General features: G+C 40.5%; 23 protein-coding genes and 1 other annotated feature. Of the genes, 13 read left to right on the top strand and 10 right to left on the bottom strand.

From position 1 onward, the window contains the following. Nucleotides 1–42 precede the first annotated feature (42 nt). Complete coding sequence (locus AWM68_RS03635) at nt 43–897, bottom strand: DUF1206 domain-containing protein (RefSeq protein WP_066236937.1); 855 nt, start codon at nt 895–897, stop codon at nt 43–45. A 19-nt stretch (nt 898–916) separates the two neighbouring features. Then, nucleotides 917–2,005, bottom strand: a complete 1,089-nt coding sequence (locus tag AWM68_RS03640) for an AI-2E family transporter (protein ID WP_066236939.1) — start codon at nt 2,003–2,005, stop codon at nt 917–919. Between the two features lie 154 nt (nt 2,006–2,159). Between AWM68_RS03640 and AWM68_RS03645 the strand changes: the two genes are divergently transcribed. The 5 genes from AWM68_RS03645 (at nt 2,160) to AWM68_RS03665 (ending at nt 7,561) form a co-directional block, all read left to right on the top strand. Next, the gene (locus tag AWM68_RS03645) at nt 2,160–3,176 is read left to right on the top strand and encodes a LacI family DNA-binding transcriptional regulator (RefSeq protein WP_066236941.1); all 1,017 of its coding nucleotides are present in this window, start codon (nt 2,160–2,162) and stop codon (nt 3,174–3,176) included. A gap of 90 nt (nt 3,177–3,266) precedes the next feature. Continuing rightward, nucleotides 3,267–3,989, top strand: coding sequence for a ThuA domain-containing protein (locus AWM68_RS03650; RefSeq protein WP_066236944.1), 723 nt, complete (start codon nt 3,267–3,269; stop codon nt 3,987–3,989). Nucleotides 3,990–4,504: 515 nt separating this feature from the next. Beyond that, nucleotides 4,505–5,539 (top strand): Gfo/Idh/MocA family protein, encoded by a 1,035-nt coding sequence (locus AWM68_RS03655; protein WP_066236946.1) that lies wholly within the window; start codon nt 4,505–4,507, stop codon nt 5,537–5,539. Further along, nucleotides 5,536–6,591 (top strand): Gfo/Idh/MocA family protein, encoded by a 1,056-nt coding sequence (locus tag AWM68_RS03660; protein ID WP_066236949.1) that lies wholly within the window; start codon nt 5,536–5,538, stop codon nt 6,589–6,591. Before AWM68_RS03655 ends, AWM68_RS03660 begins: the two co-directional genes overlap by 4 nt. Before the next feature lies 1 nt (nt 6,592). Beyond that, nucleotides 6,593–7,561 (top strand): sugar phosphate isomerase/epimerase family protein, encoded by a 969-nt coding sequence (locus tag AWM68_RS03665; RefSeq protein ID WP_066236951.1) that lies wholly within the window; start codon nt 6,593–6,595, stop codon nt 7,559–7,561. 163 nt (nt 7,562–7,724) lie between these two features. Here AWM68_RS03665 and AWM68_RS03670 read toward each other — a convergent pair whose 3' ends face one another. Beyond that, nucleotides 7,725–9,128: a LysM peptidoglycan-binding domain-containing protein gene (locus AWM68_RS03670; RefSeq protein ID WP_066236954.1), complete on the bottom strand. Its 1,404-nt coding sequence runs from the start codon at nt 9,126–9,128 to the stop codon at nt 7,725–7,727. A gap of 212 nt (nt 9,129–9,340) precedes the next feature. Next, nucleotides 9,341–9,556, top strand: a binding site (T-box leader). A gap of 46 nt (nt 9,557–9,602) precedes the next feature. On the opposite strand from AWM68_RS03670, the gene proS reads away from it, so the two are divergent. Both proS and AWM68_RS03680 read left to right on the top strand, forming a co-directional pair. Continuing rightward, nucleotides 9,603–11,033, top strand: a complete 1,431-nt coding sequence (gene proS / locus AWM68_RS03675) for a proline--tRNA ligase (RefSeq protein WP_066236957.1) — start codon at nt 9,603–9,605, stop codon at nt 11,031–11,033. A 122-nt stretch (nt 11,034–11,155) separates the two neighbouring features. Continuing rightward, entirely contained in the window at nt 11,156–12,409 is a 1,254-nt protein-coding gene (locus AWM68_RS03680; RefSeq protein ID WP_066236960.1) for a dicarboxylate/amino acid:cation symporter, read from the top strand. Nucleotides 12,410–12,524: 115 nt separating this feature from the next. Here AWM68_RS03680 and AWM68_RS03685 read toward each other — a convergent pair whose 3' ends face one another. From AWM68_RS03685 to AWM68_RS03695, 3 genes are all read right to left on the bottom strand, one after another. Continuing rightward, the gene (locus AWM68_RS03685) at nt 12,525–13,523 is read right to left on the bottom strand and encodes an inorganic phosphate transporter (protein WP_066236963.1); all 999 of its coding nucleotides are present in this window, start codon (nt 13,521–13,523) and stop codon (nt 12,525–12,527) included. A 12-nt stretch (nt 13,524–13,535) separates the two neighbouring features. Beyond that, a complete protein-coding gene (locus tag AWM68_RS03690; protein ID WP_066236965.1) occupies nt 13,536–14,153 on the bottom strand; it encodes a DUF47 domain-containing protein in 618 nt (205 codons plus the stop codon). A 477-nt stretch (nt 14,154–14,630) separates the two neighbouring features. After that, entirely contained in the window at nt 14,631–15,227 is a 597-nt protein-coding gene (locus tag AWM68_RS03695; RefSeq protein WP_066236968.1) for a TetR/AcrR family transcriptional regulator, read from the bottom strand. Between the two features lie 144 nt (nt 15,228–15,371). Between AWM68_RS03695 and AWM68_RS03700 the strand changes: the two genes are divergently transcribed. From AWM68_RS03700 to AWM68_RS03710, 3 genes are all read left to right on the top strand, one after another. Beyond that, on the top strand, nt 15,372–16,259 hold the full coding sequence (locus tag AWM68_RS03700) for an ABC transporter ATP-binding protein (protein ID WP_066236972.1): 888 nt from the start codon (nt 15,372–15,374) through the stop codon (nt 16,257–16,259). Beyond that, entirely contained in the window at nt 16,256–17,062 is an 807-nt protein-coding gene (locus AWM68_RS03705; protein WP_066236976.1) for an ABC transporter permease subunit, read from the top strand. Before AWM68_RS03700 ends, AWM68_RS03705 begins: the two co-directional genes overlap by 4 nt. Nucleotides 17,063–17,265: 203 nt before the next feature. After that, nucleotides 17,266–19,137: a heavy metal translocating P-type ATPase gene (locus tag AWM68_RS03710; protein ID WP_066236978.1), complete on the top strand. Its 1,872-nt coding sequence runs from the start codon at nt 17,266–17,268 to the stop codon at nt 19,135–19,137. 181 nt (nt 19,138–19,318) lie between these two features. Here AWM68_RS03710 and AWM68_RS03715 read toward each other — a convergent pair whose 3' ends face one another. The 4 genes from AWM68_RS03715 to AWM68_RS03730 form a co-directional block, all read right to left on the bottom strand. Beyond that, a complete protein-coding gene (locus AWM68_RS03715; protein WP_066236981.1) occupies nt 19,319–19,906 on the bottom strand; it encodes a YtxH domain-containing protein in 588 nt (195 codons plus the stop codon). Between the two features lie 138 nt (nt 19,907–20,044). Beyond that, complete coding sequence (locus AWM68_RS03720; RefSeq protein WP_066236983.1) at nt 20,045–20,233, bottom strand: cold-shock protein; 189 nt, start codon at nt 20,231–20,233, stop codon at nt 20,045–20,047. A gap of 67 nt (nt 20,234–20,300) precedes the next feature. After that, on the bottom strand, nt 20,301–21,254 hold the full coding sequence (locus tag AWM68_RS03725) for a helix-turn-helix transcriptional regulator (RefSeq protein WP_066236986.1): 954 nt from the start codon (nt 21,252–21,254) through the stop codon (nt 20,301–20,303). A 281-nt stretch (nt 21,255–21,535) separates the two neighbouring features. Next, the gene (locus AWM68_RS03730) at nt 21,536–21,979 is read right to left on the bottom strand and encodes a MarR family winged helix-turn-helix transcriptional regulator (protein WP_066236990.1); all 444 of its coding nucleotides are present in this window, start codon (nt 21,977–21,979) and stop codon (nt 21,536–21,538) included. A gap of 226 nt (nt 21,980–22,205) precedes the next feature. On the opposite strand from AWM68_RS03730, the gene AWM68_RS03735 reads away from it, so the two are divergent. From AWM68_RS03735 to AWM68_RS03745, 3 genes are all read left to right on the top strand, one after another. Beyond that, entirely contained in the window at nt 22,206–23,048 is an 843-nt protein-coding gene (locus tag AWM68_RS03735; protein WP_066236994.1) for a DegV family protein, read from the top strand. Between the two features lie 310 nt (nt 23,049–23,358). Then, complete coding sequence (gnd, locus tag AWM68_RS03740; protein WP_066236997.1) at nt 23,359–24,255, top strand: phosphogluconate dehydrogenase (NAD(+)-dependent, decarboxylating); 897 nt, start codon at nt 23,359–23,361, stop codon at nt 24,253–24,255. Nucleotides 24,256–24,367: 112 nt separating this feature from the next. Then, nucleotides 24,368–24,886 carry an acyl-CoA thioesterase gene (locus AWM68_RS03745; RefSeq protein ID WP_066237000.1) on the top strand — a complete coding sequence of 173 codons (519 nt, stop codon included), beginning with the start codon at nt 24,368–24,370 and terminating at the stop codon, nt 24,884–24,886. Nucleotides 24,887–24,894: the final 8 nt, after the last annotated feature.

The following is a 24,894-nucleotide window of genomic DNA, read 5'->3' on the forward strand; positions in this document are numbered from 1 at the left end:
TTTCTTTTACCCACTTTATAAACATTACCAACATTACTCAAATTACTCGCTATTCAACCGCCTATACCTGGCACTAGCAAACATGAAAACTCCGTATGAGACGAAGCCGAGAGAAACAATAGCGAGCAGCACGGGACCAAACGGCTGGGCAGCTAGTTCAAGCAGGGCACCGTCCAACCCTCGTGTCTCTTCAGGGTCTGCCAGAACAGCGGTTCGGACAAGAAAGAACGCAATGATCATAAATACGATGCCCCGCGCTGCCATTCCGAATGTCCCAATATACCCGCTCCATTTCCATTCTTTTTGGTTCATCTCATTTTTCTTCAAATCTCGCTTGAAACGGTGCGAGATGGCACGGTTCAAAAATATAATTCCAATGATACCGAACACAAGACCACCGATTGCGATTAATAATTGTCCAAAGGGCTGAGATAACATCTCTGCAGATAGAGTCTGGTAGGTTTTATCCGAAGATTCGGCTCTTGCGCGGAACAAGATTCTTAGGGAACTGATGCACATCGCAATATAAACGCCCGCTATGAACAGAAAACCTAGCCTGCTGAACCATCTTTTCCAGCTATGGTTAACACATTCTGGATCGAAAACCGCTTTTACGATCTGCCAAAATGCATAAGCACTTAAGCCAATGGAGAGCACGATTAATAATAAAGGGCCAAAAGGCTGCTGAGCAATCGTATAAAGTGCTCCATTTGAACTTGCTTCATTCGGGTGCTTTCCAGTCGACATGATCAAAGCAAGAATACCAATAATGACATAAACAATGCCTTTGGAAAGATAACCGACACGGGCAAACCGATGCACCCATGGCCGGCATGATTCAAAATACTTCCAGATCTTATCTTTTAACGTAATTTCCTTAACAAATGGCTGTTTCACGGCAGACACGTTTCTCCTTTCAGAGCAGATTGCTTCTCGACTCTGGTGGATTGTATAACAGGTATATGCGGTACAGGTTGCTTATGATTGTCTTTGTCACGGCATAGGCCGGGATGGCTAATAGTAAGCCGATAAAACCAAAAGCAGCACCTGCCATAAGCACAACTAATATGATCGTAAGGGGATGGATGCGAAGCTGTTTTCCCATAATCTGCGGTGATAAGATGTTACCCTCCACTTGCTGAACCACAAGCGTGACAAGTGCAACTTTTATGGCCATGAATGGGTCTTGGATCAAGCCGACTAAAAGCGCAGGAAATACACCGATAAAGGGTCCTAAAAACGGTATTACATTTGTTAAGACGGCAAAAAGAGCAAGAACCAGCGCAAATTTAAGTCCGATCAATAAATAGCCGGCATACATGAAAATGCCTACAAAAAAGGCCACTAACACTTGTCCCTTAATGTAAGATGACAGTGTGGAATCAATATCCTTTAATATGGCTGCAACATCGTGTTCCATGTGATGAGGCACAAGTCTTAAGAAATAGTGAAAGAACTTCCGATCATCAAGCAATAGGTAAAAAAGGATAAAAGGCACAACTAATAGCACGAGGGCAATATTAGTCAGCGTTGTGACAAGAGCGATCACATCCTTTGAAATAGAACTTGTAAACTTTTCAAGGCGCTGTGTGGCTAACTTGGCAACATGCGTACTGTCGATAAAAGATTTCTTGGTTCCTGTGATCATCGTTCCTGTTTTCTCTGTTGCTTCCCCGATTTTTTTAGGAAAATCATCCGTTATGTTCGTAAGCTGATCGGCAATAACAGGAACAGCAAGCGCTGCAATTCCCGAGAATGATAAGATCAATCCAAGCAGAACAGCTAAGATGGCAATAAACTTTGGAATTCTTTTCTTAATTAAATAGCGAATCAGAGGTCTTAAAAGATAATAAAGCAGACTCGCGATAAAAACCGGAAAGAAAACACTTGAAATAACGAGATAAAGGAAGTCAAGCAGGTAATCGATTTTTCCAAGTAGGAAAAGAATGATGAGTATTAGAGCGGATCCTGCGGCGTACTTAAAGAATGAGTGCTGATACCACATATGAAAGTGACCTCCATTTCTTATTAGTAGTCTTTTCCCTTTTTAAAAAACTGTAATCTTTTTTTATGAATAAATAATTGACTTTTTTGCGATGCGCTGATAGATTGTAAGTGTAAATGTAAACGTTTACGTAACAAGAAAGCAGGTAGATGTTTTGAATCCGACAATTAAAGATGTGGCCAAACATGCAAACGTTTCAATTGCTACTGTTTCTCGGATTGTAAACGGGCTGCCAGGCTATTCGGAGGAAACGAAGAAGAAAGTTCAGCAATCCATCGAGGCCCTTGGATATCAGCCAAACGCCATTGCGCGCGGACTCATAAACAAGCGCACGCAAACAATCGGGGTGTTGTTTCCCGAGGTGTCTGGAATGCTTTCCTCAGAAGTTCTTGAAGGTGTTGAAAACGCCGCGCACGACGGAGGATTTAGCGTGATCGTGTGCAACACAACTTCGAGTGGAAAGAGAACTGTTAAATATCTCAGGCTTCTTCAGGAAAAAAGGGTAGATGGCATCATATTCGCTTCAGAGGATGTGAAGGAAGAGTATTATAAAATCTTTGAAGAGATGCAGGTGCCCGTCGTACTTGTTTCAACAGCATCAACTCACTACAACCTGCCATTTGTTCGGGTTAACGATTATGAAGGCGCTTTTAAAGCGACTGAGTACTTAATTCAACGAGGACATACGCAGATTGGAATGATCGGCGGTAGTCATCATGATCCGATCGCGGGAGTTCCGAGAATGCAAGGGTTTCAAGAAGCACTTCAAAAACATGGTCTGCCCTTTTCAGAGAATCATGTGACAACAAATGAAGGCTACCGTTTTCAAAACGGAAAAGAATCATTGCCGCTGCTTCTTAAAAAGCTTCCCAACATGACCGCCTTATTCGCAGCTAGTGATGAGATGGCAATCGGCGCGATGTCAGCAGCACATCAGCTGGGCATTAAAGTGCCTGAGGAATTATCGATCATCGGGTATGATAATTTAAAGATTGCGGAGATGTGTTACCCGGCATTAACAACGGTATCTCAGCCGCTAAAAGATATGGGGCAGACAGCAGGAGAAATATTAGTCAATTTGATTAAAGGTGAACAAAAAGAAGCAGAAAGCCGTTATATGCCTTTTACGATCATTGAAAGGCAATCCGTCAGTGCATTAAATGACAAATAAAAAACGGATCATACACAAGCTTCATTTTTATTTGAGAAATACGTAAACGTTTACGTAAAGCGATTACACACACATTGGAGGAAATCATAAATGGTTAAAGTTACAGTTTGGAATGAGAATCGACACGAACAAAAAAATCCGGTCGTAAAGGAAATTTATCCAAAAGGAATTCACGGTGCAATCCAAGAGTTCCTTGAAAAAGCAGGTCATGATGTGAACACAGCGACGTTGGATGAAGCAGAACACGGGTTAACAGAAGAAGTATTAAACAACACAGATGTTCTTGTTTGGTGGGGGCACTTAGCACACGACGAAGTGGAAGATGAAATCGTAAATAAAGTGTATCAGCGTGTATTGGACGGAATGGGCTTGCTTGTCTTGCACTCTGGCCACTTTTCTAAGATCTTTAAAAAGCTGATGGGTACTTCATGTGACCTGAAGTGGCGTGAAGCTGATGAAAAAGAACGCATCTGGATCGTGAACCCGAGCCACCCTGTAGCAAACGGACTTGGTGAGTACATCGAACTTGAGAAAGAAGAAATGTACGGTGAGCACTTTGATATTCCGGCTCCAGATGATCTTGTATTTGTGAGCTGGTTTGAGGGCGGAGAAGTGTTCCGTTCTGGTGCTGCTTACAACCGTGGAAAAGGGAAGGTCTTCTATTTCCGTCCAGGACACGAAACGTATCCAACGTATTATAACGAAGATGTGCAAAAAGTAATTACGAACGCTGTTTCATTCTTAGCTCCGTCTGGCAGCCAAGCACCAAAGTACGGGAACGCAAAACCTCTTGAAGCGATTGGAGCTAAATAAAAACAAAAGACTGTTGTAGTAACTATGATGCACTTGAGAGTAGTTGATTTCCGCTCCAGGATGCTCGCTTTCCGCGGGGCAGGCGGTGATCCACATTTGGACGTTTCACGTATAAGTGTCTCACCACCCCACCTGTCCTAGCCGAGAGTCTCGCACCTTGCACTATAATCAACAAGCAATGGAGCTGTCTTTGAAATTCTTTAGTAACAAGAATCTCTTCAGAGAGTCCAATGTTTTTGTAAGTATTTATTCAATGCTCTAGAATGCTCGCTACGTCTATTGAGTCTTGAAAGAAGATTGAAATTCAAAGTAAGTATTCTTGCTCATGCGGCTACAAGTAAATTAAGCGAAGTAAACTTCCTTGTCGTATGTATTGCGAGTTGGTTCTCATGTAGTAGGCGCGCATCTTACGCTCTAATCAACAAGCAATGGAGCAGTTTAGACATTTTTAAAAAACAAAATTTTATAAAAACAGCCAAAAAATATAAACCCTATATCACAAGGAGGAACTAAACATGACAGTTAAAGTTGGAATTATCGGATGCGGAAGTATTGCACAGCACCGCCATATGCCAGAATATGCAGCGAATCAGGATGTTGAGATCGTAGCTGTATGTGACGTTGTTCAAGAACGTGCTGAGGCAGCACAAGCGGTGTATGGAGGAAAGATTTTTACAGATTTCAATGAACTTCTTGCACTTGAAGAGGTAGAAGCTGTGAGTGTTTGTACGCCTAACTACCTGCATGCACCCATTTCAATCGCGGCTCTGAATGCAGGGAAACACGTTTTATGTGAAAAACCGATGGCTACATCTCTAAAAGAAGCAGAAGCGATGATTGAAGCTGCTGAAAAAAGCGGCAAAACGCTAATGATCGGTCATAACCAGCGTTTCGTTCCAGCTCACCAAAAAGCGCGTGAGATTATTGCGTCCGGTGAGCTAGGAAAAGTATACAGCTTCCGTACCGCGTTTGGACATCCGGGACCTGAAGGCTGGAGTGTTGACGGTGCGAACAGCTGGTTCTTCAAGAAGGATGAAGCGTTTATCGGCGCGATGGGTGACCTTGGCGTTCATAAAACAGACTTGATCCGCTATATTTTAGGTGAAGAGATTGCAGAAGTAGGTGCTTTTGTAGAAACGAGTGCAAAAGAGTTTGCATCTGTTGATGATACAGCTGTTTGTGTGCTGAAAACTGAGAGCGGCATAATTGGGACATTAGCAGCAAGCTGGTCTTATACAGCAAAAGAAGACAACTCAACTATTATTTATGGTGAAAAAGGAATTCTTCGTTTAGAAGATGATCCGCAATATTCACTTGTGGCACAATACACGAATGGTTCGATCGTTCGATATGAACTTGGTGCGATCCAAACGAACGAGAACCAGTCAAATTCACATGTGGTTGACCACTTTATTGAAGCAGTTGAAACTGGAAGCTCGCCGCTTATTACAGGAGAAGAAGGCAAGCGTTCCTTAGCTGTCATTCTTGCTGCATTAGAATCAAACGAAAAGAAAACGATCGAAAAAGTGAAAACAGGAGTTCACGCATGAAACTAAGAGTTGGGATCATCGGGGCTGGCGGCATTGCACAAGGTCGCCATATCCCCGCTTTTCAAAAGTTAAGTGATACAGCTGAAGTAACAGCCATAAGCGATGTGAATGTAGATGTCGCAAAAATGGCTGCAGAAAAATTTCACGTACCGAACTATTTTACAAGCTATACAGAAATGTGGCCGCATGTGGATGCTGTTGTCATTTGTACGCCAAACAAGTTTCATAAAGAGATAACCGTTGCAGCTCTTGATGCTGGTAAGCATGTTCTTTGTGAAAAGCCGATGGCAATGACTGTTGAAGAATGCGCGGAGATGGTGGAAGCCGAAAAACGTTCTGGCAAAGTGCTCTCGATCGCGTATCACTACCGCTACATGAAGGAATCTCAAGCGGCAAAGCGTGTGATGGAAGCGGGCGAAGTGGGTAATCCGCTTGTCGTTCGTGTACAGGCACTGAGAAGACGCAAAGTGCCAGGCTGGGGAGTGTTCACGAACAAAGAGTTACAAGGTGGAGGCAGTTTAATAGACTATGGCTGCCATTTACTAGATTTGACACTTTGGCTCATGGATAATCCGACAGTAAGTGAAGTGACTGGCCAAACGTATAACACGGTAAGCCGTGAAGCAGAGCAAGTGAATCAATGGGGTTCTTTTGATGCGGAAACGTTTGAAGTGGACGATCACGTGACGGCTTACATTCGTCTAGCAAACGGTGGAACCATCCTTTTTGAAACATCATGGGCTGCAAACATTCCGGATGATGCCGAATTGCTTCGTATTTCAGGAGACAAAGGGGGCCTTGATGTATTCCCATTTGCGGTAAATAAAGCAAGCAACGGAATGATGACAACCACAAAAGCCGACTGGATTCATGGGGAAGATGACCCAGGTCTGCCTCAAGCTCAAAACTTTGTGGATAGCTGTTTAGGAAAAGCAGAGCCACTTGTGAAGGCAGAAGAAGCGATGAACACGTCTCGTGTGATTGAAGCGATCTATGCAAGCAGCTTGATGGGTAAAGGTGTTCAGCTGCAGAATGAAAAAGGAGTGAAGTAGCATGAAATTAGGAGTATTCACTGTTCTCTTTTCACAAAAATCATTTACAGAAATGCTCGACTATGTAAAAGAAGCTGGGGTTCAAGCGGTTGAGATCGGCACAGGAAACTATCCTGGGAACGCTCACTGTCCTCTTGACGAACTGCTTGAAAGTGAAGAAAAGCGTGCAGCATATCTTCATGAAGTAGAAAAGCGCGGATTGACGATCTCAGCATTTAGCTGTCATGGAAATCCGTTATCACCTGATGAAGCGTTTGCTAAAGAATCACACGATACGTTTGTAAAAACAGTAGAACTTGCTGGATTAATGAATGTGCCGGTTGTAAACTGTTTCTCTGGTGTTCCAGGAGATTCAGAAAACGCTAAATATCCGAACTGGCCGGTTTCTCCTTGGCCGAACGAATACAGCGATGTGCTGAAGTGGCAATGGGAAGAAAAGCTCATTCCTTATTGGCGCACGTGGGGGCAATTTGCTAAAGAGCATGGCGTGAAGATCGGTTTAGAACTTCACGGTGGTTTTTTAGTACACACCCCATATACATTGTTAAAACTTCGTGAGGAAACGTGTGATGCAATTGGTGCAAACCTTGATCCATCCCACCTTTGGTGGCAAGGGATTGACCCTGTCGCAGCAATCAAGATCCTAGGAAAAGCTGGAGCGATCCATCACTTCCACGCGAAAGACACCTATTTAGATCAAGATAACATCAACATGTACGGCTTAACAGACATGCAGCCATATGGCGCAGTTCAAAACCGTGCATGGAGTTTCCGTTCTGTTGGATGCGGTCACTCTGTTCAAGACTGGTCTGACATGATGAGTGCGCTTCGTACGTATGGCTATGACTATGTTGTTAGCATCGAGCATGAAGATCCGATCATGTCGATCGAAGAAGGATTTGCTCGCGCTGTGAAGAACTTGCAGTCGATCCTGATTGCAGAGCAGCCGGCCGAGATGTGGTGGGTGTAGTACAAAAGTAGGGGTCTGACCCCAAACAAATACAAATCACCTTAATTTGTATTTGTGGGGTGCACACCCCTTTGGTAAACGAAAGATGAAATTAAGAAAAGCCAGAAATCTGAGTTTCAGATTTCTGGCTTTTTTTCTTATAACCAACTAACAACTAAAAAAACTAAATCTTCCTCACCCGCATCGAGTCTCGGATGACTGGCCAGTTTTGGGGGAAGGGAATACCAAGTACCCAAAAGCTTACTCCTCGTAAATTATAATCAATAGCTGTTTGGTATTTTGCCTGCATGCTTCTTGCGTCTTCAAACCATACTTCATGCTCTTTCCCTTGATCGTCGCGGTAATTAAACCAAGGTGAAGCATCGTCTTCATCGAATTCAATCGAGGCATTCATCTTCGCTGCGAGATTAACAGCTGCGACAGGACTTAACGTTTTGGCTTGTGTTCCTTGAACAAATGGAAGTGTCCAGTCACGTCCGTACGTTGGTACGCCCATCATTATTTTTTCGCGTGGGATTACAGAAACCGTATAATCTAAAACTTTTTTTACCTCATCAAGTGGTGCGATCGCCATTGCACGGCCGCCAGACCATCCCCACTCATATGTCATGACTACCACGAAATCTAAAATTTCACCATGTGCTTTATAGTCATGCGCTTCGTACAACAACCCAGGCTGATCTTCTTTATATTTGGGTGCCAGTGCAGAAGACACGGAATAGCCTAATGGTTTATATTTTGCGACCGCACGCCGTAAAAAAGTATTATAGTCTTCTTTATTCTCAGGATAAACGTATTCAAAATCAAAGTTAACACCACGATAACCCTTCGCCTGCATAACGTTTAATATATTGTTTAATACCGTTTCCTGAAGTGTATCACTGTCTAGAATCGTCTTGATTAAATCGGAATTAAACATATTTCCTTCTATATTGGATACTCCCATAAGAGGAGCAACACGGTTGACTCTAGCAGCAGAGATAATTCCTTCATCCTGCAGAGATGTTAATCCGCCAGTGCGAGTTACAGAATAGCTGAATGGTGTGATGTAGGTTAAATATGAGCCTACATTTCTAAGTTCTGTCTGATTAGCCTCTCCCATGTTCGTCACATAAGCGTTTACTTCTTTTACAGGCCTCTTATACGGTATGGAAAGTCTCATTCCAGCGTAAATAAGATTTGGATTTGCGATCCCGTTTTCTTTTTGAAGATCAGCAACCGATGTTCCGTATCGATTAGCAATCCTATATAATGACTCACCTTGTTTGACCACATGGATCGGAATATCAATCACTTGGTCAACATAAATTACAGAAGCAAGGGGAATATTGTTCCATCCTATCAAACTTTCAACAGTGGTACCGTAGCGGCTAGCTATTTCATAAAGAGTATCTCCTGATTGAATTCTATAAGCAGGAAAATCGTTGGGGATAACAAGTGCCTGCCCAACAACAAGCACATTTTGGTTTTCAATTCCATTTGTTCTTACTAGTGATGTTATAGAAACGCCATAGCGCTGAGAGATCTTCCAAAGAGAATCACCTCGTTGAACCACATGAATATCCATAAAATTCGCCTCCTTATGCTCTGTCACTAATGTATTTAAACTTACGGTGAATTATGAAAAGTAGAAAGGGGGTCAGACCCGGGTCTGACCCCCCCCTTCCACTTCAACGTTATACAGCGAAAAAGCGCATGCTGCTGTTATGTAAATAACCTTTAATTAAAATTTGACAGTTCATCCCAATATCACATATAATTTCAAAAAAACATATATCCAATGAAACATGGAAGAGGATTAGTACATTGATTTTGTCATTTATAGAGAGGGAACTGCTTGGTGAAAGGTTCCTACTGACATCCGATCGAACCTGCCTCTGAGTTCTGGATCTTAAATCGCGATTAAGATATCAGCGGGTTCAAAACCGTTATCATGAAAGAGTGTAAAGCTATGCTTTGAATTAGGGTGGTACCGCCAAATTTTTGGTCCCTAACGATAAGCTGGCTTTTTTTATTTTCTAAATAGGAAGGGGCATAAACCATGTCAAAGGATTTCGTAAAAGATGTAACAAGCATGAAAGACGATTTTGCACAGTGGTATACCGATGTTGTCACAAAAGCAGAACTTATTGATTATTCTAGCGTGCGAGGATCTATGATTTTAAGACCATACGGCTATGCGATTTGGGAAAACATTCAAAAGGAGCTCGACAGCCAAATCAAGCAAACAGGACATGAGAATGTATACATGCCGCTTTTTATACCAGAAAGCTTGCTTCAAAAGGAAAAAGATCATATCGAAGGGTTTGCACCTGAAGTCGCATGGGTGACGCATGGCGGTGAAGAAAAACTGACAGAACGCCTCTGTGTCCGCCCGACATCAGAAGTTCTTTTTGCAGAGCATTTTAAGAACATTATTCATTCGTATCGTGATCTTCCAAAGCTATACAACCAATGGTCAAACGTTGTGAGATGGGAAAAGACAACAAGACCTTTCCTTCGAACACTTGAATTTCTCTGGCAGGAAGGTCATACGTGCCATGAAACAGATGAAGAGGCGCATGAAGAAACGGTTCGCATGCTTAACGTATACGCCAAACTATGCGAAGAATATCTCGCCATTCCTGTCATTAAAGGTCAGAAGACAGAAAAAGAAAAGTTTGCTGGAGCAAAATATACGTACACGATCGAAAGTCTAATGCATGACGGAAAAGCGTTGCAGTCTGGAACTTCTCATCATTTAGGCGACGGATTTGCAAAAGCGTTTGGTATTGAATTTACGAACAGAGAAGGCAAACTTCAGACTGTGCAGCAGACATCATGGGGCTTTACGACTCGAATCATAGGGGCAATGATCATGGTCCATGGTGATGACAGAGGGTTAGTCGTTCCTCCAAAAATAGCTCCAACTCAACTTATGATCTTACCAATCGCTCAGCATAAAGAAGGGGTTCTTGACTTTGCATACGACCTAAAGGATAAGCTATCTAAAACCGTCCGGACAGGAATTGATGCCAGCGATAAAAAACCAGGGTGGAAATTTAATGAGTATGAGATGAAGGGAATACCGCTTCGTTTAGAAGTTGGACCACGGGACATTGAACAGAAGCAAGTTATTTTAGTTCGCCGTGATACAGGAGAAAAACAGACCGTATCTCTGCATAATTTGGAAACACAAGTTCAGGAAATTCTTAACGATATCCAATATAGCTTGTTTGAAAAAGCAAAAACACATAGAGAAAACAAAACAACAGCTGTAACAACATTTGATGAGTTTAAGAATCAGCTTGTTCAAAAAGGCGGCTTCATTAAAGCGATGTGGTGCGGAGATGAAGCGTGTGAAAACTATATTAAAGACGAAACAGGCGCAACATCAAGATGTCTGCCATTCGATCAAGAGAAGATCTCAGAAAAGTGTGTTTGCTGCGAGCAAGAAGGCAAGCACCTCGTCTATTGGGCAAAAGCATATTAAATGGTTTGGGGACAGACCCGGGGTCTGTCCCCAATCTTTTTTTGATTAAACCCTATGAAAAATATTTTTTCCGTATAAAATAGATGAAGTGGCTATGATTCTATTTAAGGAGAGAATGTAATATGAAAAATACGTGGAAAGCCTACCGCTCGCCTATTATTTTACTTTTGGCTATTATTGTCGGAAGTATCGTCGGTTCAACGATGGGCAAGGATGCAGCGGTGCTAAAGCCGTTTGGGGACTTATTTCTAAACGTGATGTTCATGATTGTTGTTCCACTCGTTTTCTTTTCCATTTCATCGAGTGTGGCAAACATGGCTGGAGCAAAACGTTTTGGCAAGATCATTAGCTCTATGCTGATTGTCTTTTTGTTTACAGGTACGGTTGCTGCAATCATCAGTATGGCAGGAATCAAAGTTTTTCCACCATCAGAGGGAGTTAACATCGACCTTGTAAAACCTGAGGCATCAAGCGAACAAGTATCGATTGGTGATCAACTTGTCAGCACGGTAACAGTTCCAGACTTCGTGGATCTATTAAGCCGTGCAAATATGTTAGCACTTATTCTATTTTCCGTTCTACTAGGACTCGCAACATCAAAAGTCGGAGAAAAAGCAAAGCCACTCGCAAACTTTTTATCAGCTGGAAGCGAAGTTACTCTCCAGATGGTGAAGTACGTGATGTACTATGCACCAATCGGGCTAGGTGCGTATTTCGCAGCACTAGTTGGAGAGTTTGGTCCAACATTGCTAGGATCTTATTTTAAAGCGGTCTTATTCTATTATCCGTTCTCGATTCTGTATTTCTTTGGTTTCTTTACGCTGTATGCGTTTATGGCACATGGAAAGCTTGGAATTCGTACATTCTGGAAAAACATGCTTTCGCCATCTGTTACAAGTCTTGCAACGTGCAGTTCTGCTGCAAGCATCCCAGTTAACTTAGAAGCAGCAAAGAAAATGGGAGTGCCTGATGATATCAGCGAAACGACCATTCCACTTGGTGCAACACTTCACAAAGATGGTTCGGTTATCGGTGGAGTTTTAAAAATTACATTCCTTTTTGGGATTTTCGGTATGGATTTCTCAGGCATCAACACGTATCTGCTAGTTGGCGGTGTGGCCCTTTTAGTAGGTATGGTAATGGGAGCCATTCCTCAAGGTGGTTTAATCGCCGAAATGCTGATCTTGTCTCTGTTCGGCTTTCCTCCTGAAGCGCTTCCTATCATTGCAGCGATCTCAGCTATTATTGACCCGCCAGCCACATTGCTGAACGCAACAGGGGATAATGTAGCGAGTATGATGACAGCGCGCTTAGTTGAAGGGAAGAACTGGCTTCTAAAAAAGACAGCTCCATTAACTCAGCAAAAAGGGGCATAAGTTCAAAACTCTCTAACTCCAGCCCGAGTTAGGGGGTTTTTTATTATTTTTGAAACTTTCTCTCTGTCTTTACGTATAACAAAAAAAGCCTAGGATGAGCCCCAGGCTTTGCTAATTAAAGAAATAGATTCAATACAAAATAAGTTAAAGCAGCTAATAATGCAGAGATCGGCAGCGTAATACACCACGTGATTAACATGGTCTTTGCCGTACCCCACTTAACCCCTTTTAATCGGTGAGAAGCTCCAACGCCTAGAATAGAAGAGGTAATAACATGAGTGGTACTTACAGGAATCCCTAAAACGGAAGCCCCAAGAATAACAGAAGCACCTGTTAGATCGGCAGAAACACCGTTAACAGGACGGATTTTCATAATCTTTCCGCCTACTGTTTTAATGATTTTCCATCCACCTACCGATGTTCCAAGACCCATTGCAAGCGCACAGGAAACTTGTACCCATAATTGAATGTCTGTACTGTCTGTATAGCCGTTCGCGATTAACGCCATCGTAATGATACCCATCGCTTTTTGCGCATCGTTCGTTCCATGTGAATAGGCTTGGAAAGCTGCAGTAACCACTTGAACTTTACGAAAACCATTGTTTGTCTTCGTTAAATTACTATTTTTAAACAGCATTTTAATAATGTTATAAAAGATAAATCCAACTGCAAACGCTAAGATTGGCGAAAGCAGTAGACCATAGATGATTTTAAGAAATCCAGAATAATGCAAAGCTCCAAAACCGGCAGCTGCAATCGCAGCACCAGCAATAGACCCAATAATAGCATGTGATGATGAACTTGGAATACCGTAGTACCATGTAATCAAGTTCCATGTAATGGCCGCAATAAGGGCAGCTAGTATAACAACAGATCCGTTTTGCAATGTGAACGGATCCACAATGTCTTTAGAAATTGTTTTTGCAACACCAGTAAATGTCATGGCTCCGACAAAGTTCATAACAGCAGCCAGAATAATGGCTCTTCTTGGTGTTAGTGCTTTTGTTGATACGGATGTGGCAATCGCGTTTGCTGTATCGTGGAAACCATTTATGAAGTCAAACGCTAGCGCACAAAATACAACAAGAATGGTAATGAGTAATACTGTATCCATGCCAGTCACCCGTTACGCGTTTTTCATGATGATAGATTCTAAAGTATTTGCAACGTTTTGGCAGCTGTCGGCAATGCCTTCAAGCACTTCATACATTTCTTTATACTTAATTACTTTGATCGGATCTGTTTGAGATGCGAACAATTCACGCTGTGCTTCACGGTATAAATCGTCACACTTTGATTCGTAATCTTTAATTTTAATAGCATGTTCACGCATATCAAGAAGTTTTTTCTCAGATAGCAGGTTAACGGTTAAAAGTATTTCATCAGCGCTTAGCTTGATGTATTCAACAAACTTAACCATGTATTGATCAGGGTTTGTGATCGCATAAATGTCAAACAAAGCAGATGATTGCTCAATGCCATCCAAAATGTCATCCATGCTCATTGCAAGTGACAAGATATCTTCTCGCTCGATAGGTGTAATAAACACTTTGTTCAGTTCCATGATTACGGTATGAACGTAAGAATCACCTTTTGATTCAAGCTGTTTCAGGTGATCTGCAAATTCACGCAAGTCATCGCTGTTATTGATTTTGAAATCGTGAAAGTATCCTGCAGATTCTTTTAAGTTGCTGGCAATATCTGTTAGCATGACCATGAACTTATCCTTTTTCTTTGTAAACATAGTACCCTCCAAAAGAAATGTCTTTAATCCTTTTTCTATAAAGATGGAAGCTCTTCTCTTTATAAGCTTTTTGCCCATCCAAAACATTATATATAAAGTTGAAATAAATTGATAGTTTTTGTCGAATTTGTCTATTTTGTAATCTAAAATTTACAAACTTTTTACAAATGGGGTATTGCTAATTTTATTGGAATATTCCTATTGAAAAGAACTTTTAGAACTGCTTTGTTGTTCTTGTGAAGGGTTAATTTCCGTTTCAGATGCTCGCTTTCCGTGGGGCAGGAGGCTCCCACCTGTACTCCAATCAACTGTCACAGAAGAAAATAACGAGAGATCATAAAGCAACAATCTTTTAGAAAAGCTCCCTTTAAGAGACCTTTTTATTGTGTTTTAGCTGTTGCTAATTTAATAAGTTAAAGCATCTTTATTCAATCAACCCAGCCTATAAAAAAAGAACGGAAAAAAATGATCCGTACGTCAACCTTCATTTTCTGCAGGCATAGATAATCCATAGAAAAACATTTGAAAGATATCAGCAGCAAGCTTTTTGCCGTTTTCGCCTGTAATCATAGAAATGAGCATGTCGTTATTGAATAGCTGTATATAAAGCATAATGGATTGCTCTGAAAGGTTAGGATTAATCTCACCGTTACGCTGAGCTTCTTTTATTAAGCCGACGATTAACGGAAGGGCATATTTAGACTGAAATTCAGCTAGATAGGTCCTTAATTCTTCGTCGTTTAACATCATCTCTTGAATAACTTCAGGATGGATGTTCAGCACCTCTTTTGTCTTATGAAGAATGCTTGCCTTCATTTTTTCTTGAAAGGAAAGGTCTTTATTGAATAGGTTCTTATGGAACTCGTATTGCTGTTCAGTAAAGTCTTTAACCACTTCTCGAAACAAAGCTTCTTTGCTGCCGAAGTGATTGTAGATGGTGACTTGGGATACACCGGCTTGTTTTGCGATATCTTCAATTTTTATATCCTTAAAACCTTGTTGTTGGAAGAGGGAAAAAGCAGCTTGTTTAATATCAGCCTTTTTTTGTTTTTTACGACGTTCATATCCGTTCAATTTCCTTCACCTCTTTATAAGAATAAATCATATTTTGAAAAATAACAAATAAGATATTTCAAAAAGTATTGTCACAAAATGAGAAAAAGTATATGATGATTTTGAAATATAAATATAAAAATATTTCAAAAAGAGGGTGGGACAATGATTAAAGTAGATGGACTTACAAAGGCATTCACATCAGAAAAAGGATTGTTTGATCTGCACTTTGAAGTAAACAAAGGTGAAGTTTTTGGATACATTGGGCCAAACGGTGCTGGGAAGTCAACAACAATCCGTCACTTGATGGGATTTATGAAACCAGATAGCGGTCATTCCTCCATACATGGATTAGATTGCTGGAAGAATTCTGCTCAGATTCAGAAACTTGCAGGCTATCTCCCTGGTGAAATTGTGTTCTTAGAAGGAATGACTGGTTTGAGTTTTTTGACATTGATCCAGCAAATGAGAAAGCAGAAAGAAACTAAAAGAAGAGACGAACTGATTGAACGGTTTCAGTTGGATGTGAAAACTCCGATACGCAAGATGTCGAAAGGGATGAAACAGAAGGTTGGAATTATTGCAGCATTTATGCATGAGCCAGAGGTGCTTATCCTTGACGAACCTACATCAGGACTTGATCCCCTTATGCAACGAGTGTTTATTGACCTGATTTTAGAAGAAAAAATGAAAAACAAAACCATTCTCATGTCCTCACACAGTTTTCATGAAATTGAGCGTACATGCGATTCAGCAGGAATTATTAAGGATGGCAGATTAGTCGCATATGAAGACATGCATTCGCTAAGAACTGTTCAGCGGAGAGTTTTTGAAGTGAAGGTTAGAACGGACGCGGATATAGAAAAAATGGTACAATCATCGCTTTTAACTGAAGTTATAGGGGAGAGAACTGTTCACATTACGGTTCAGGGAAATGATCAGGAGTTTATTCAATTGTTAAGTCAATGTGAAGTACAACATCTAGATACAAGGCCACAGGACTTAGAGGATATCTTCATGCATTACTACGATAGAAGGGAAGTGGCAAAATGAGCTGGCCTCTTTACCTTTCGATGATGAAAAGTCACGCAAAGATGCTCGGTGGATTCATTTATGGTGCTGTAGCGTATATCGTACTTATTATATGGATCTATCCATCCATTGCAGATATGAAGGGCTTTAACGAAATGATTGCCGCATTACCAGAAGGAATGCGAAAGCTGATCGGAATGGAAAATGGCATTAACTCGTTATCAGACTATATAGCTGGTGAGTTTTATGGCATGCTATTTTTAATTATTCTAATGGTATATGTAATTTTAACATCCACCCGATTAATGGCACGGCTCGTTGATCAAGGCTCAATGGCCTATTTACTTGCAACACCTAATTCAAGGGTTAAGATTGCTTCAACTCAAGCAGCTGTCCTGATTACGGGCCTTGCATGTATCGTTGTTTTTACGACTTTGAGCGGTATTGCAGCAAGCGAGTGGCTGATCAGCGGTTATGAATTGGATGTTCGATCATTCGTTAAACTAAATGTGCTGACATTCCTTATCTTTTCATGCGTAGCAGCTTATTGCTTCCTCATTTCCTCTATCTGTAACGATGAGAAAAAGGCACTTGGAGTATCAGCAGGTATCACACTGGTTTTCTATATGTTCAATATGGCAGGGAAGTTAAGTGAGAAAACAGAATGGCTGTTAAACCTTTCCATTTTTAAGCTGTACGATCCTATTAAGATGATCAATAATGAAACAGATGCATTACTGACAGGATCCATTCTTGCTGTAACAACGATTCTATTGTTAGCCATAAGCATCATTGTATTTAAAAGAAGAAATCTGCCGCTCTAAGTGATTCTAAATAAGTGAGTTCCTGTGTATAATAAAGTAAGAAAACCGTGTCACATTCTAAAAATTTTAACATACACTGTTAGAGCTAGGAACCGAATATTGGATAGTTTTCAGGCTGCTGTCGTAAAAGACGGCAGCATTTCTGCTTTTTTAGGGGTACTTGAGGATGATAGTTATTATCAAATACACGGGAGGGGTGTTCAGTGGAACTCTCTGCACGGACTCAACTTATAATGGCAACGATAGCCGGTGTATTCATACTGTCGGCTTGGATGATGGAAAAATATTCAGATTCCCCGTTTTATGTTCTTTTCTATCTTTTAGCTTTTGTCATTGGCGGGTACGCAAAAGCGGTTGAGGGAATACAGGAAAGTCTCAAAGAAAAACAGTTGAATGTTGAACTTTTGATGATGTTTGCTGCAATCGGGTCTGCAGCGATTGGTTATTGGGGTGAAGGAGCTGTACTGATTCTTATCTTTGCTTATTCAGGAGCTCTAGAGATGTACACCCTTCAAAAAAGCGATAGAGAAATTAGAGCCCTCATTTCATTACAGCCTGAAGAAGCTTGGCTGATCTCTGATGATAAAGAATTTAGGGTAAATGCTTCATCCTTAGAACCTGATCATCTCATAAAAGTTAAACCAGGTGAACGCATACCTGCAGATGGGATCGTTTTAAGAGGCAGCTCATTTGTTAATGAATCAGCTCTGACAGGGGAGCCCATTGCAAAAGAAGTTGGAATCTCTTCTCACGTTTTGGCAGGAACACTTAATCAATCAGGTCTTCTAGAGATTAAGGTAACGAAATTCATGAAGGATTCTGTTTTTCAAAGAATGATAGACTTAGTGAACAAGGCACAAAGTGAAGCACCGCCTGTACAGCGAAAAATAGAAGAATTTGAAACAAAATATGTCCTTTTTGTACTGTTAGCAGCGGCGCTAACCGTATTAGTTCCTGGATCAACTGGAATTTGGACTTATTCTGAATCATTGTACCGTGCGTGTGTTCTTTTAGTTGTTGCTTCTCCTTGTGCTTTAGTCGCTTCAACAATGCCCGCTCTTCTTGCCTCTTTGTCAAACGCAGCTAAGCACGGAATCCTTTTTAAAAGCGGTGTTTTTCTTGAAAAATTAAGCTTAGTGAACGTGGTTGCCTTTGACAAAACAGGGACATTAACAAAAGGATGTCCTTCTGTAAAAATAGCGAAATATGTTCACAGTGACTATAAACGAGAAGAATTGATTTCAATCATTTATACAATTGAGAAAAATAGTACGCATCCTCTTGCGAAAGCAATCATGGAAAACCTTCAAACTGAAACAAAGGGATTACCAAAAGACTTGTCATGTTTTGAAGATTTTCCCGGGAATGGTGTAAGTGCTGAAATAGAGAAGGTCAATTGGAAGATTGGCAACCGAAGTTGGACCGGAATCTCTGAAAAACAAGAATGTGAGCTTTTGTCTGAAATGGAAGAGGGAGAAGGGGAAGCAGGTCATACCGTTGTATATGTAACTGCAGACGGTGAGCTTGCAGCCTATTTTTTAATAGGAGACACGATAAGGGAAGAATCGGTTGAGGCCATTCAATCACTTCAACAAAAACAAATATTAACGCTGATGCTGACAGGTGATTCCAAACGTGGGGCAGAAGCAATAGGCAGACTGGCTAAAGTAGATCAAGTTGGTTATTCCTGTATGCCTGAAGATAAGGTGAATACCGTTAAAAATTGGAGAGATAAGCAAAATGTTGTAGCGATGATCGGCGATGGGGTAAACGATGCTCCAGCACTTGCTGTGGCTGACGTTGGTGTAGCGATGGGCATGGGAAGTGATGCAGCAATTGAAACAGCAGATGTTGTATTGATTAAGAATGATCTTAGCAAACTGCTTTATGCCATGAAGTTATCAGAACGACTATCTAAAATAGTTAAACAAAATATTGTGTTTTCAATTAGTGTCATCTTTATACTGCTTTGTGCAAACTATCTTGAATTTCTTACCCTGCCCTTTGGGGTAATCGGGCATGAGGGAAGTACGATTTTAGTCATTTTAAATGGTCTGAGGTTATTAAAAGGTTAAGAAAAAAGCCGGACATCATGTCCCGGCTTTTAATTTTTTTGCTGTTGTCATTTTCTTTGATGCTTTTGAAAGTAGTTGATTTCCGTTTCAGGCTGCTCGCTTTCCGCGGGGCAGGCGGTGAGCCACATTTAGAAAAGATTGATGATAAGAAAATCAGCAGCAGTGTAACAGAAACTATTTTTTAGTACGAACTCTTGTTAATATCCGTTTGTTTCTTTTCGTAAGTTGAATCCGTACCTGTTTTTTGATGTGTATCAGTTGAATCCATTGTTCGCGGTGTTACCACAGCTTTTGTTTGAGTTTGTGCATTTGTTTGAGCACTATCTTTTTCCGCTTCTAATTTTGCTTCATCAATAGCAGATTTTGTTTCTTTTTTTACTTCGCCTACGGTACTCTTTGCTTCTTGCAATTTTTGACGTGCAGAGAAAGAGAGGTTGCCGGATTTTTCTTTAATGGAAGCAACCGTGTCTTTTGCGTCCATCTTTCCAAGTTGCGCTTTTAATTTGGTTTCATCTCTTAATTGCTGAGTGCGTTCCTTTAATTTTAAAGAAGAATCACGCAGATCGTTTCTGAATTCATTTCCTTTTTTAGGCGCATATAACAGGGCTGCTGCAGCTCCAACTAGACTTCCGACTACGAGTCCCGTAGTGAAACCAGAAGCATTCCCTTTCTTGTTAACTTCTGTATAAGTATTGTCACGTGTTTGGAAATCAGAATGTGTGAAAACCGGCTCCGCTGTAGTTGTTGTTGTAGTTGTATTGTTAGGCATAGTATCAAATCCTCCTTTTAGTCTGTATACAAACCCTACCCGGTTAAAAGAAGAACTAAACCCTTTATCTTCAGCTGAAATAGCCTATACATAGAAAAAGCCGGGCAATTTTCACCCGGCAGAATTCTATTTATTTCATTAGCTTTTGAGTTCAGGAAGCATACGAATTTCCTCATTCATTGCTGATTGACAAATGGGGCATTGCGGTTCTTTTTGCAAAGAATAATCAGCGCGCATCCAGCATGAGCAACCGTCACTCGTACATGCCCATACCTTTGTTTCTACGTCTGGAATCGGCTCTGCAGGTTGTTTTGAAAAAAAAGCCATAGATATCCCCCTTTTCTGTTCTACTTATAGTATACGCCTAAAAGAGGAAAAATATGTATCATTTTGATTACATATTTAAAATAGCTTCATCTTTAGCACATATTTCTCTCGCCCACTGTGCATGAAGTTCTTTAATTTCCTTTGGGGAATGGATGATTATGTTTGTTTTTAAAGGCCATAAATATTCTGCAACCTTTTCTAAATATGTAACTAATATATTTCCTTTAAGACTTTCTGGGTTTTCATTGATCTTGTTTAAAAATTGATTCAAAAAAGGGTGTGACCTGCAGTATGGCAATCCGCCAGGCGTGATTTCAGCATCTAGCTTTAAATAACTTTTAGGTGAAATTTCTGCAGCCCAGTTGTGAATGGTTACATTTGAGAAGTCCTTTACTTCCATAGGCTCATAGTTGATTACCGCGTTTTGAATGTCTGTAAGTTTGAAAATATGAAAATCCATAAGGGAGTAACAAAAAGCCGGACAGAACCATTCACCATTTTCGCTGTACATACCAATCAGCTGAATGTTGCAATACATTTTTTGATTATCCATCTGATAGAGGATCGTAACAATTTTTTGCTTAACAGCAGCTTCTAATAATATGGGTGCAAGTGAATGATGAGGAGGCAAGGGGAGGTGGACAGAAAGCCGCTTTTTGATCTGCTCCCCATTTTCCTTTGCATCATCTGGCAAATAGTGATTCAATTTATTCTCAATGGATTTACTTTGCAGCTGAAACGGAAATGCCGCCTCTTTGTACATTTGTATCCTGTAGAGGATGGCCGATGCCTCTAATTCAGTAAATCCAATCGGTGGAAGGATTCGATCGTTCTCAATGCGATAACCGCCATGCGGACCGAATTCTGAAACGATGGGAAGTCCCATTTCAATAAGATTTAATAGATCACGCTGTATCGTTCTCGTGGATACTTGGAACTCATCAGCTAATTCTTTTAAAGTAAAATGCTTTTTTGAGTTAATGGAAAGTAAAAGTCTTTCCAACCTTTTTATCTTTGACATGTTTGACCCCTATTTTTTATATTCAAACTTTTGTACTAGTCTTTGTCTGTTATATCGTACTTTTTTAATGAATGTTAAGGTTTATCCAAATAAAGTCAAAAATAATTCTTCTTGTTACACCCTAAAAGAGATATTAGAGGGATGTAAGAAAGAAGTCTTTCTTTTGCTTTGGCGTTAAAAAGAACAAATAAAAAAACACGTTTTTCCAAATAGAAAACGTGTTAATTCTTTAGTATGAAAGTTAGTAAAACTAAGCTGCGGTTATTGTTTTAGCAGGTTAATTAGTTCTTAACAATTGAAGAAAGGTGTTCAATACAATGAACCATATCATCTAGCTGCTTTTCCGTCAGTTGGGACATGTACTTCAAAAGCACTCCGTTTCTTTTCTCTTGAATTGCAGTAAATGCTACTAAACCGATTTCATTTAGCTGCACATATACAATTCTTCGATCCAAGTCAGAGCGATAACGATCGACTAATCCCCGTTTTACGAGACGGTCAATGATAACGGTAGTAGCACTTGCGCGTACTTTCATAGCATCAGCAATCTCAGAAACCGTCCATTTCTCGCGAGTGGAAAGTGTCCTAAGTATTTGGAATTGAGTGGAGGTAATCTCTGCTTCTTCCCAAATCTCGGGCTTTAACACATCCATGATTTCTACAAACGCTTTCTCTATGCGCTCTACATCATTTAATACATTTCTACTATCTGCTACCACTTTCACAGTACTGCCTCCTTAGCTTACATTACTCCTATTTTAATATAAATTTCCGATAAGTTCCATTAAAGTGTAGTATAAAGTATCTAGTTTTTAATGTGTACCCCTGTGCTAGTATTTAAACTATTGAAATATAGATTTAATTTAGAAATAAAAATATTTTTTACAGAGAAAAGAGGAATTTGTTTTCTTTCTATCTAATAAAAAATAGAGAGATAAAGGGGGATGCAAGATGGCACGTATTGCATGGGTCACGGATAGTACAAGCTGTATTACCCAAGAAGAAGCTAAGAAACTAGGTATTCATATTATTCCGGTATCAATTTTCATGGAAAACCAAATTTACAAAGATGGTGTCGATATCACACCAGATGAATTTTATTCAAAATTAGAAACCGTCACAGAATTGCCTAAAACAAGCCAGCCTACGGTTGGGGAGTTCTCAGATTTTTACGAAGTTCTTAAACAAGATTATGATTGCGCAATCGCCATACACGTTTCCGAGAAATTTAGCGGAACAATCAACGGTTCTAGACTCGGTGCGGAAATGGCCGGTTTTCCCGTACATATTGTAGACTCAAAAATCATATCCGAATCAATGAAACAGCTTCTATTAAAAGGGATGAAGCTCGAGGAAGAAGGTTTGGAAGCAGAAGAAATAGCCTCAGTGCTTCGCGAAACAGCCAATCACGTCAAAGGCTATGTTTGTATTGGAAACCTTGAACAGTTAAGAAAGGGTGGAAGATTATCAGGAGCAGGCTTTCTAGTAGGAAACCTTCTCCAGATCAAACCAATTCTTACATTTGACGATGGTTCACTCGTTCCTTTTGAAAAGATCAGAACGCTAAAGAGGGCAGAGTCACGTGTACTTTCTCTTTTTGAAGAAGCCGCTGAACAAAACGGCGCTTACGGGGTAAGTGTGGTATACAGCGGTTCTTCTGAAAAAGCAGAAGATTGGCTTCATCTATTAAAAGAAAAATATCCAAACATCACATTTAACTTAGGGCAGCTGAGCCCAGCAGTCGGTGTGCATGTAGGAGCAGGAACGCTAGGCATTCTCTGGTTTGAAGAATAGGGGTCTGACCCCACACAAATACAAAAACAGCAAAAATGTCCATTCCAAATGGACATTTTTGCTGTTTTCAAGCTCTTCTGCTTCCATATCATTTTGCTAATAAATGCATTTTTCAACCACCCATCACCCATCGGATCATCAAGGTTTATGAATTTTTATAGGCTATTCAGTTAAAAACTGAACTGAAATAATTGTTTTTTTGTTCATTTTTAGATAAGGTAATAGACAGTGTAACAAGTAGAGGTTAAGAGCCTTTATTTTGTGGAATAATACAAACAGATAAAATACATAAAATGGAGTGATATGAACAATGGAAATCGGTTTGATTGGCCTTGGTAAGATGGGCTTTAATATGGCACTTAACATGAATGACAAAGGATATACAGTTTTCGCTACAGATGTTAACAAAGACACAGTTAAAGAGATCTCTGAACAAGGTGTTAAAGGCGTACAATCAGTTGAAGAGCTAGCAAATTCATTCTCAGGAAGAAAAGCCGTTATTCTATTAGTACCAGCTGGTGAAATCGTTGATGGAGTAATCAATGAACTGAAACCACACCTAACAGAAGGCGATATTATTGTAGATGCTGGTAACTCTATGTACAAGCATACACTTCGCCGTTACGAAGAGCTTAAAGCTTCAGGTATCCACTTTGTAGATGTAGGTACTAGCGGAGGCACAGACGGTGCTCGCTACGGACTTTGTGCGATGATGGGCGGAGATGACGATGCAGTAAATTACCTTGCTCCTTTATATGAAAAGATCTGTGTGGAAAAAGGATTTCTTATCACAGGCCGCGCAGGATCTGGCCACTTCTTAAAAATGGTTCATAACGGAATCGAGTACGGTATGATGCAAGCGATCGGTGAAGGATTCGAGATTCTTGATAAGAGTGATTTTGATTATGATTATGAGGCTGTTTCAAGAGTATGGAACAACGGATCTGTTATCCGCAGCTGGCTGATTGAACTTATGGAAAATGCATTCAGCAAACAGCCTAAACTTGAAGATATTCGCGGTGTAATGAATTCTTCAGGAGAAGGGATCTGGACAGTTGAAGCAGCACTTGATTATCAAGCGTCTGCACCAGTTATCGCACTATCCCAGTTCATGCGTTTCCGTTCACTAGAAGACGATACGTTCCACGGAAAAGTAGTTGCCGCACTTCGTAACGAATTTGGCGGACATGCAGTAGTGAAAAAATAATAGCTGACTTTTTCAAGACCTCTTTGCTTGCACTCTTAAGCGAGGGGTCTTTCATTATTTTATTGTGTGCCAACATATACTAGTAAAAAAGAGATAGGGATAGGAGCTTTTTATGGAACAAAAGTATGTTCGTGAATCTCGAACCGTTAAATCGTCTGTCGTGCTTCCACCAGATACAAACAATCATGGAACCTTGTTTGGCGGAAAACTGATGGCCTATATTGATGATGTCGCAGCCATTTCAGCCATTCGTCATGCACGAAAAAATGTCGTAACGGCATCAACCGATTCTGTTGACTTCTTACAGCCTATTAAATTGGGGCATTCTGTTTGTTTGGAGTCGTTTGTGACATGGACAAAAACCACCTCGATGGAAGTCTTTGTTAAGGTGATCGCAGAAAACTTATTGTCTGGAGAACGCAAAGTTTGTGCGGTTTCTTTTTTAACATTTGTCGCATTAGATGAAGAAGGAAAGCCTTCCCCCGTACCAAAAGCTATTCCTGAAACACCTGAAGAAAAATGGCTGAACGAACATGCACCAGAGCGTGCGGTGGCGAGGAAAAAACGGCGTGAGGAAAGCAAGAAATTAGCAAAAGAGTTTGGTGTCAAAAAGCCGTGGGACCCAATGTGAGCATAAAG

The sequence above is a fragment of the Fictibacillus phosphorivorans genome, assembly GCF_001619875.1.
GTDB classification, from domain to species: domain Bacteria; phylum Bacillota; class Bacilli; order Bacillales; family Fictibacillaceae; genus Fictibacillus; species Fictibacillus phosphorivorans_B.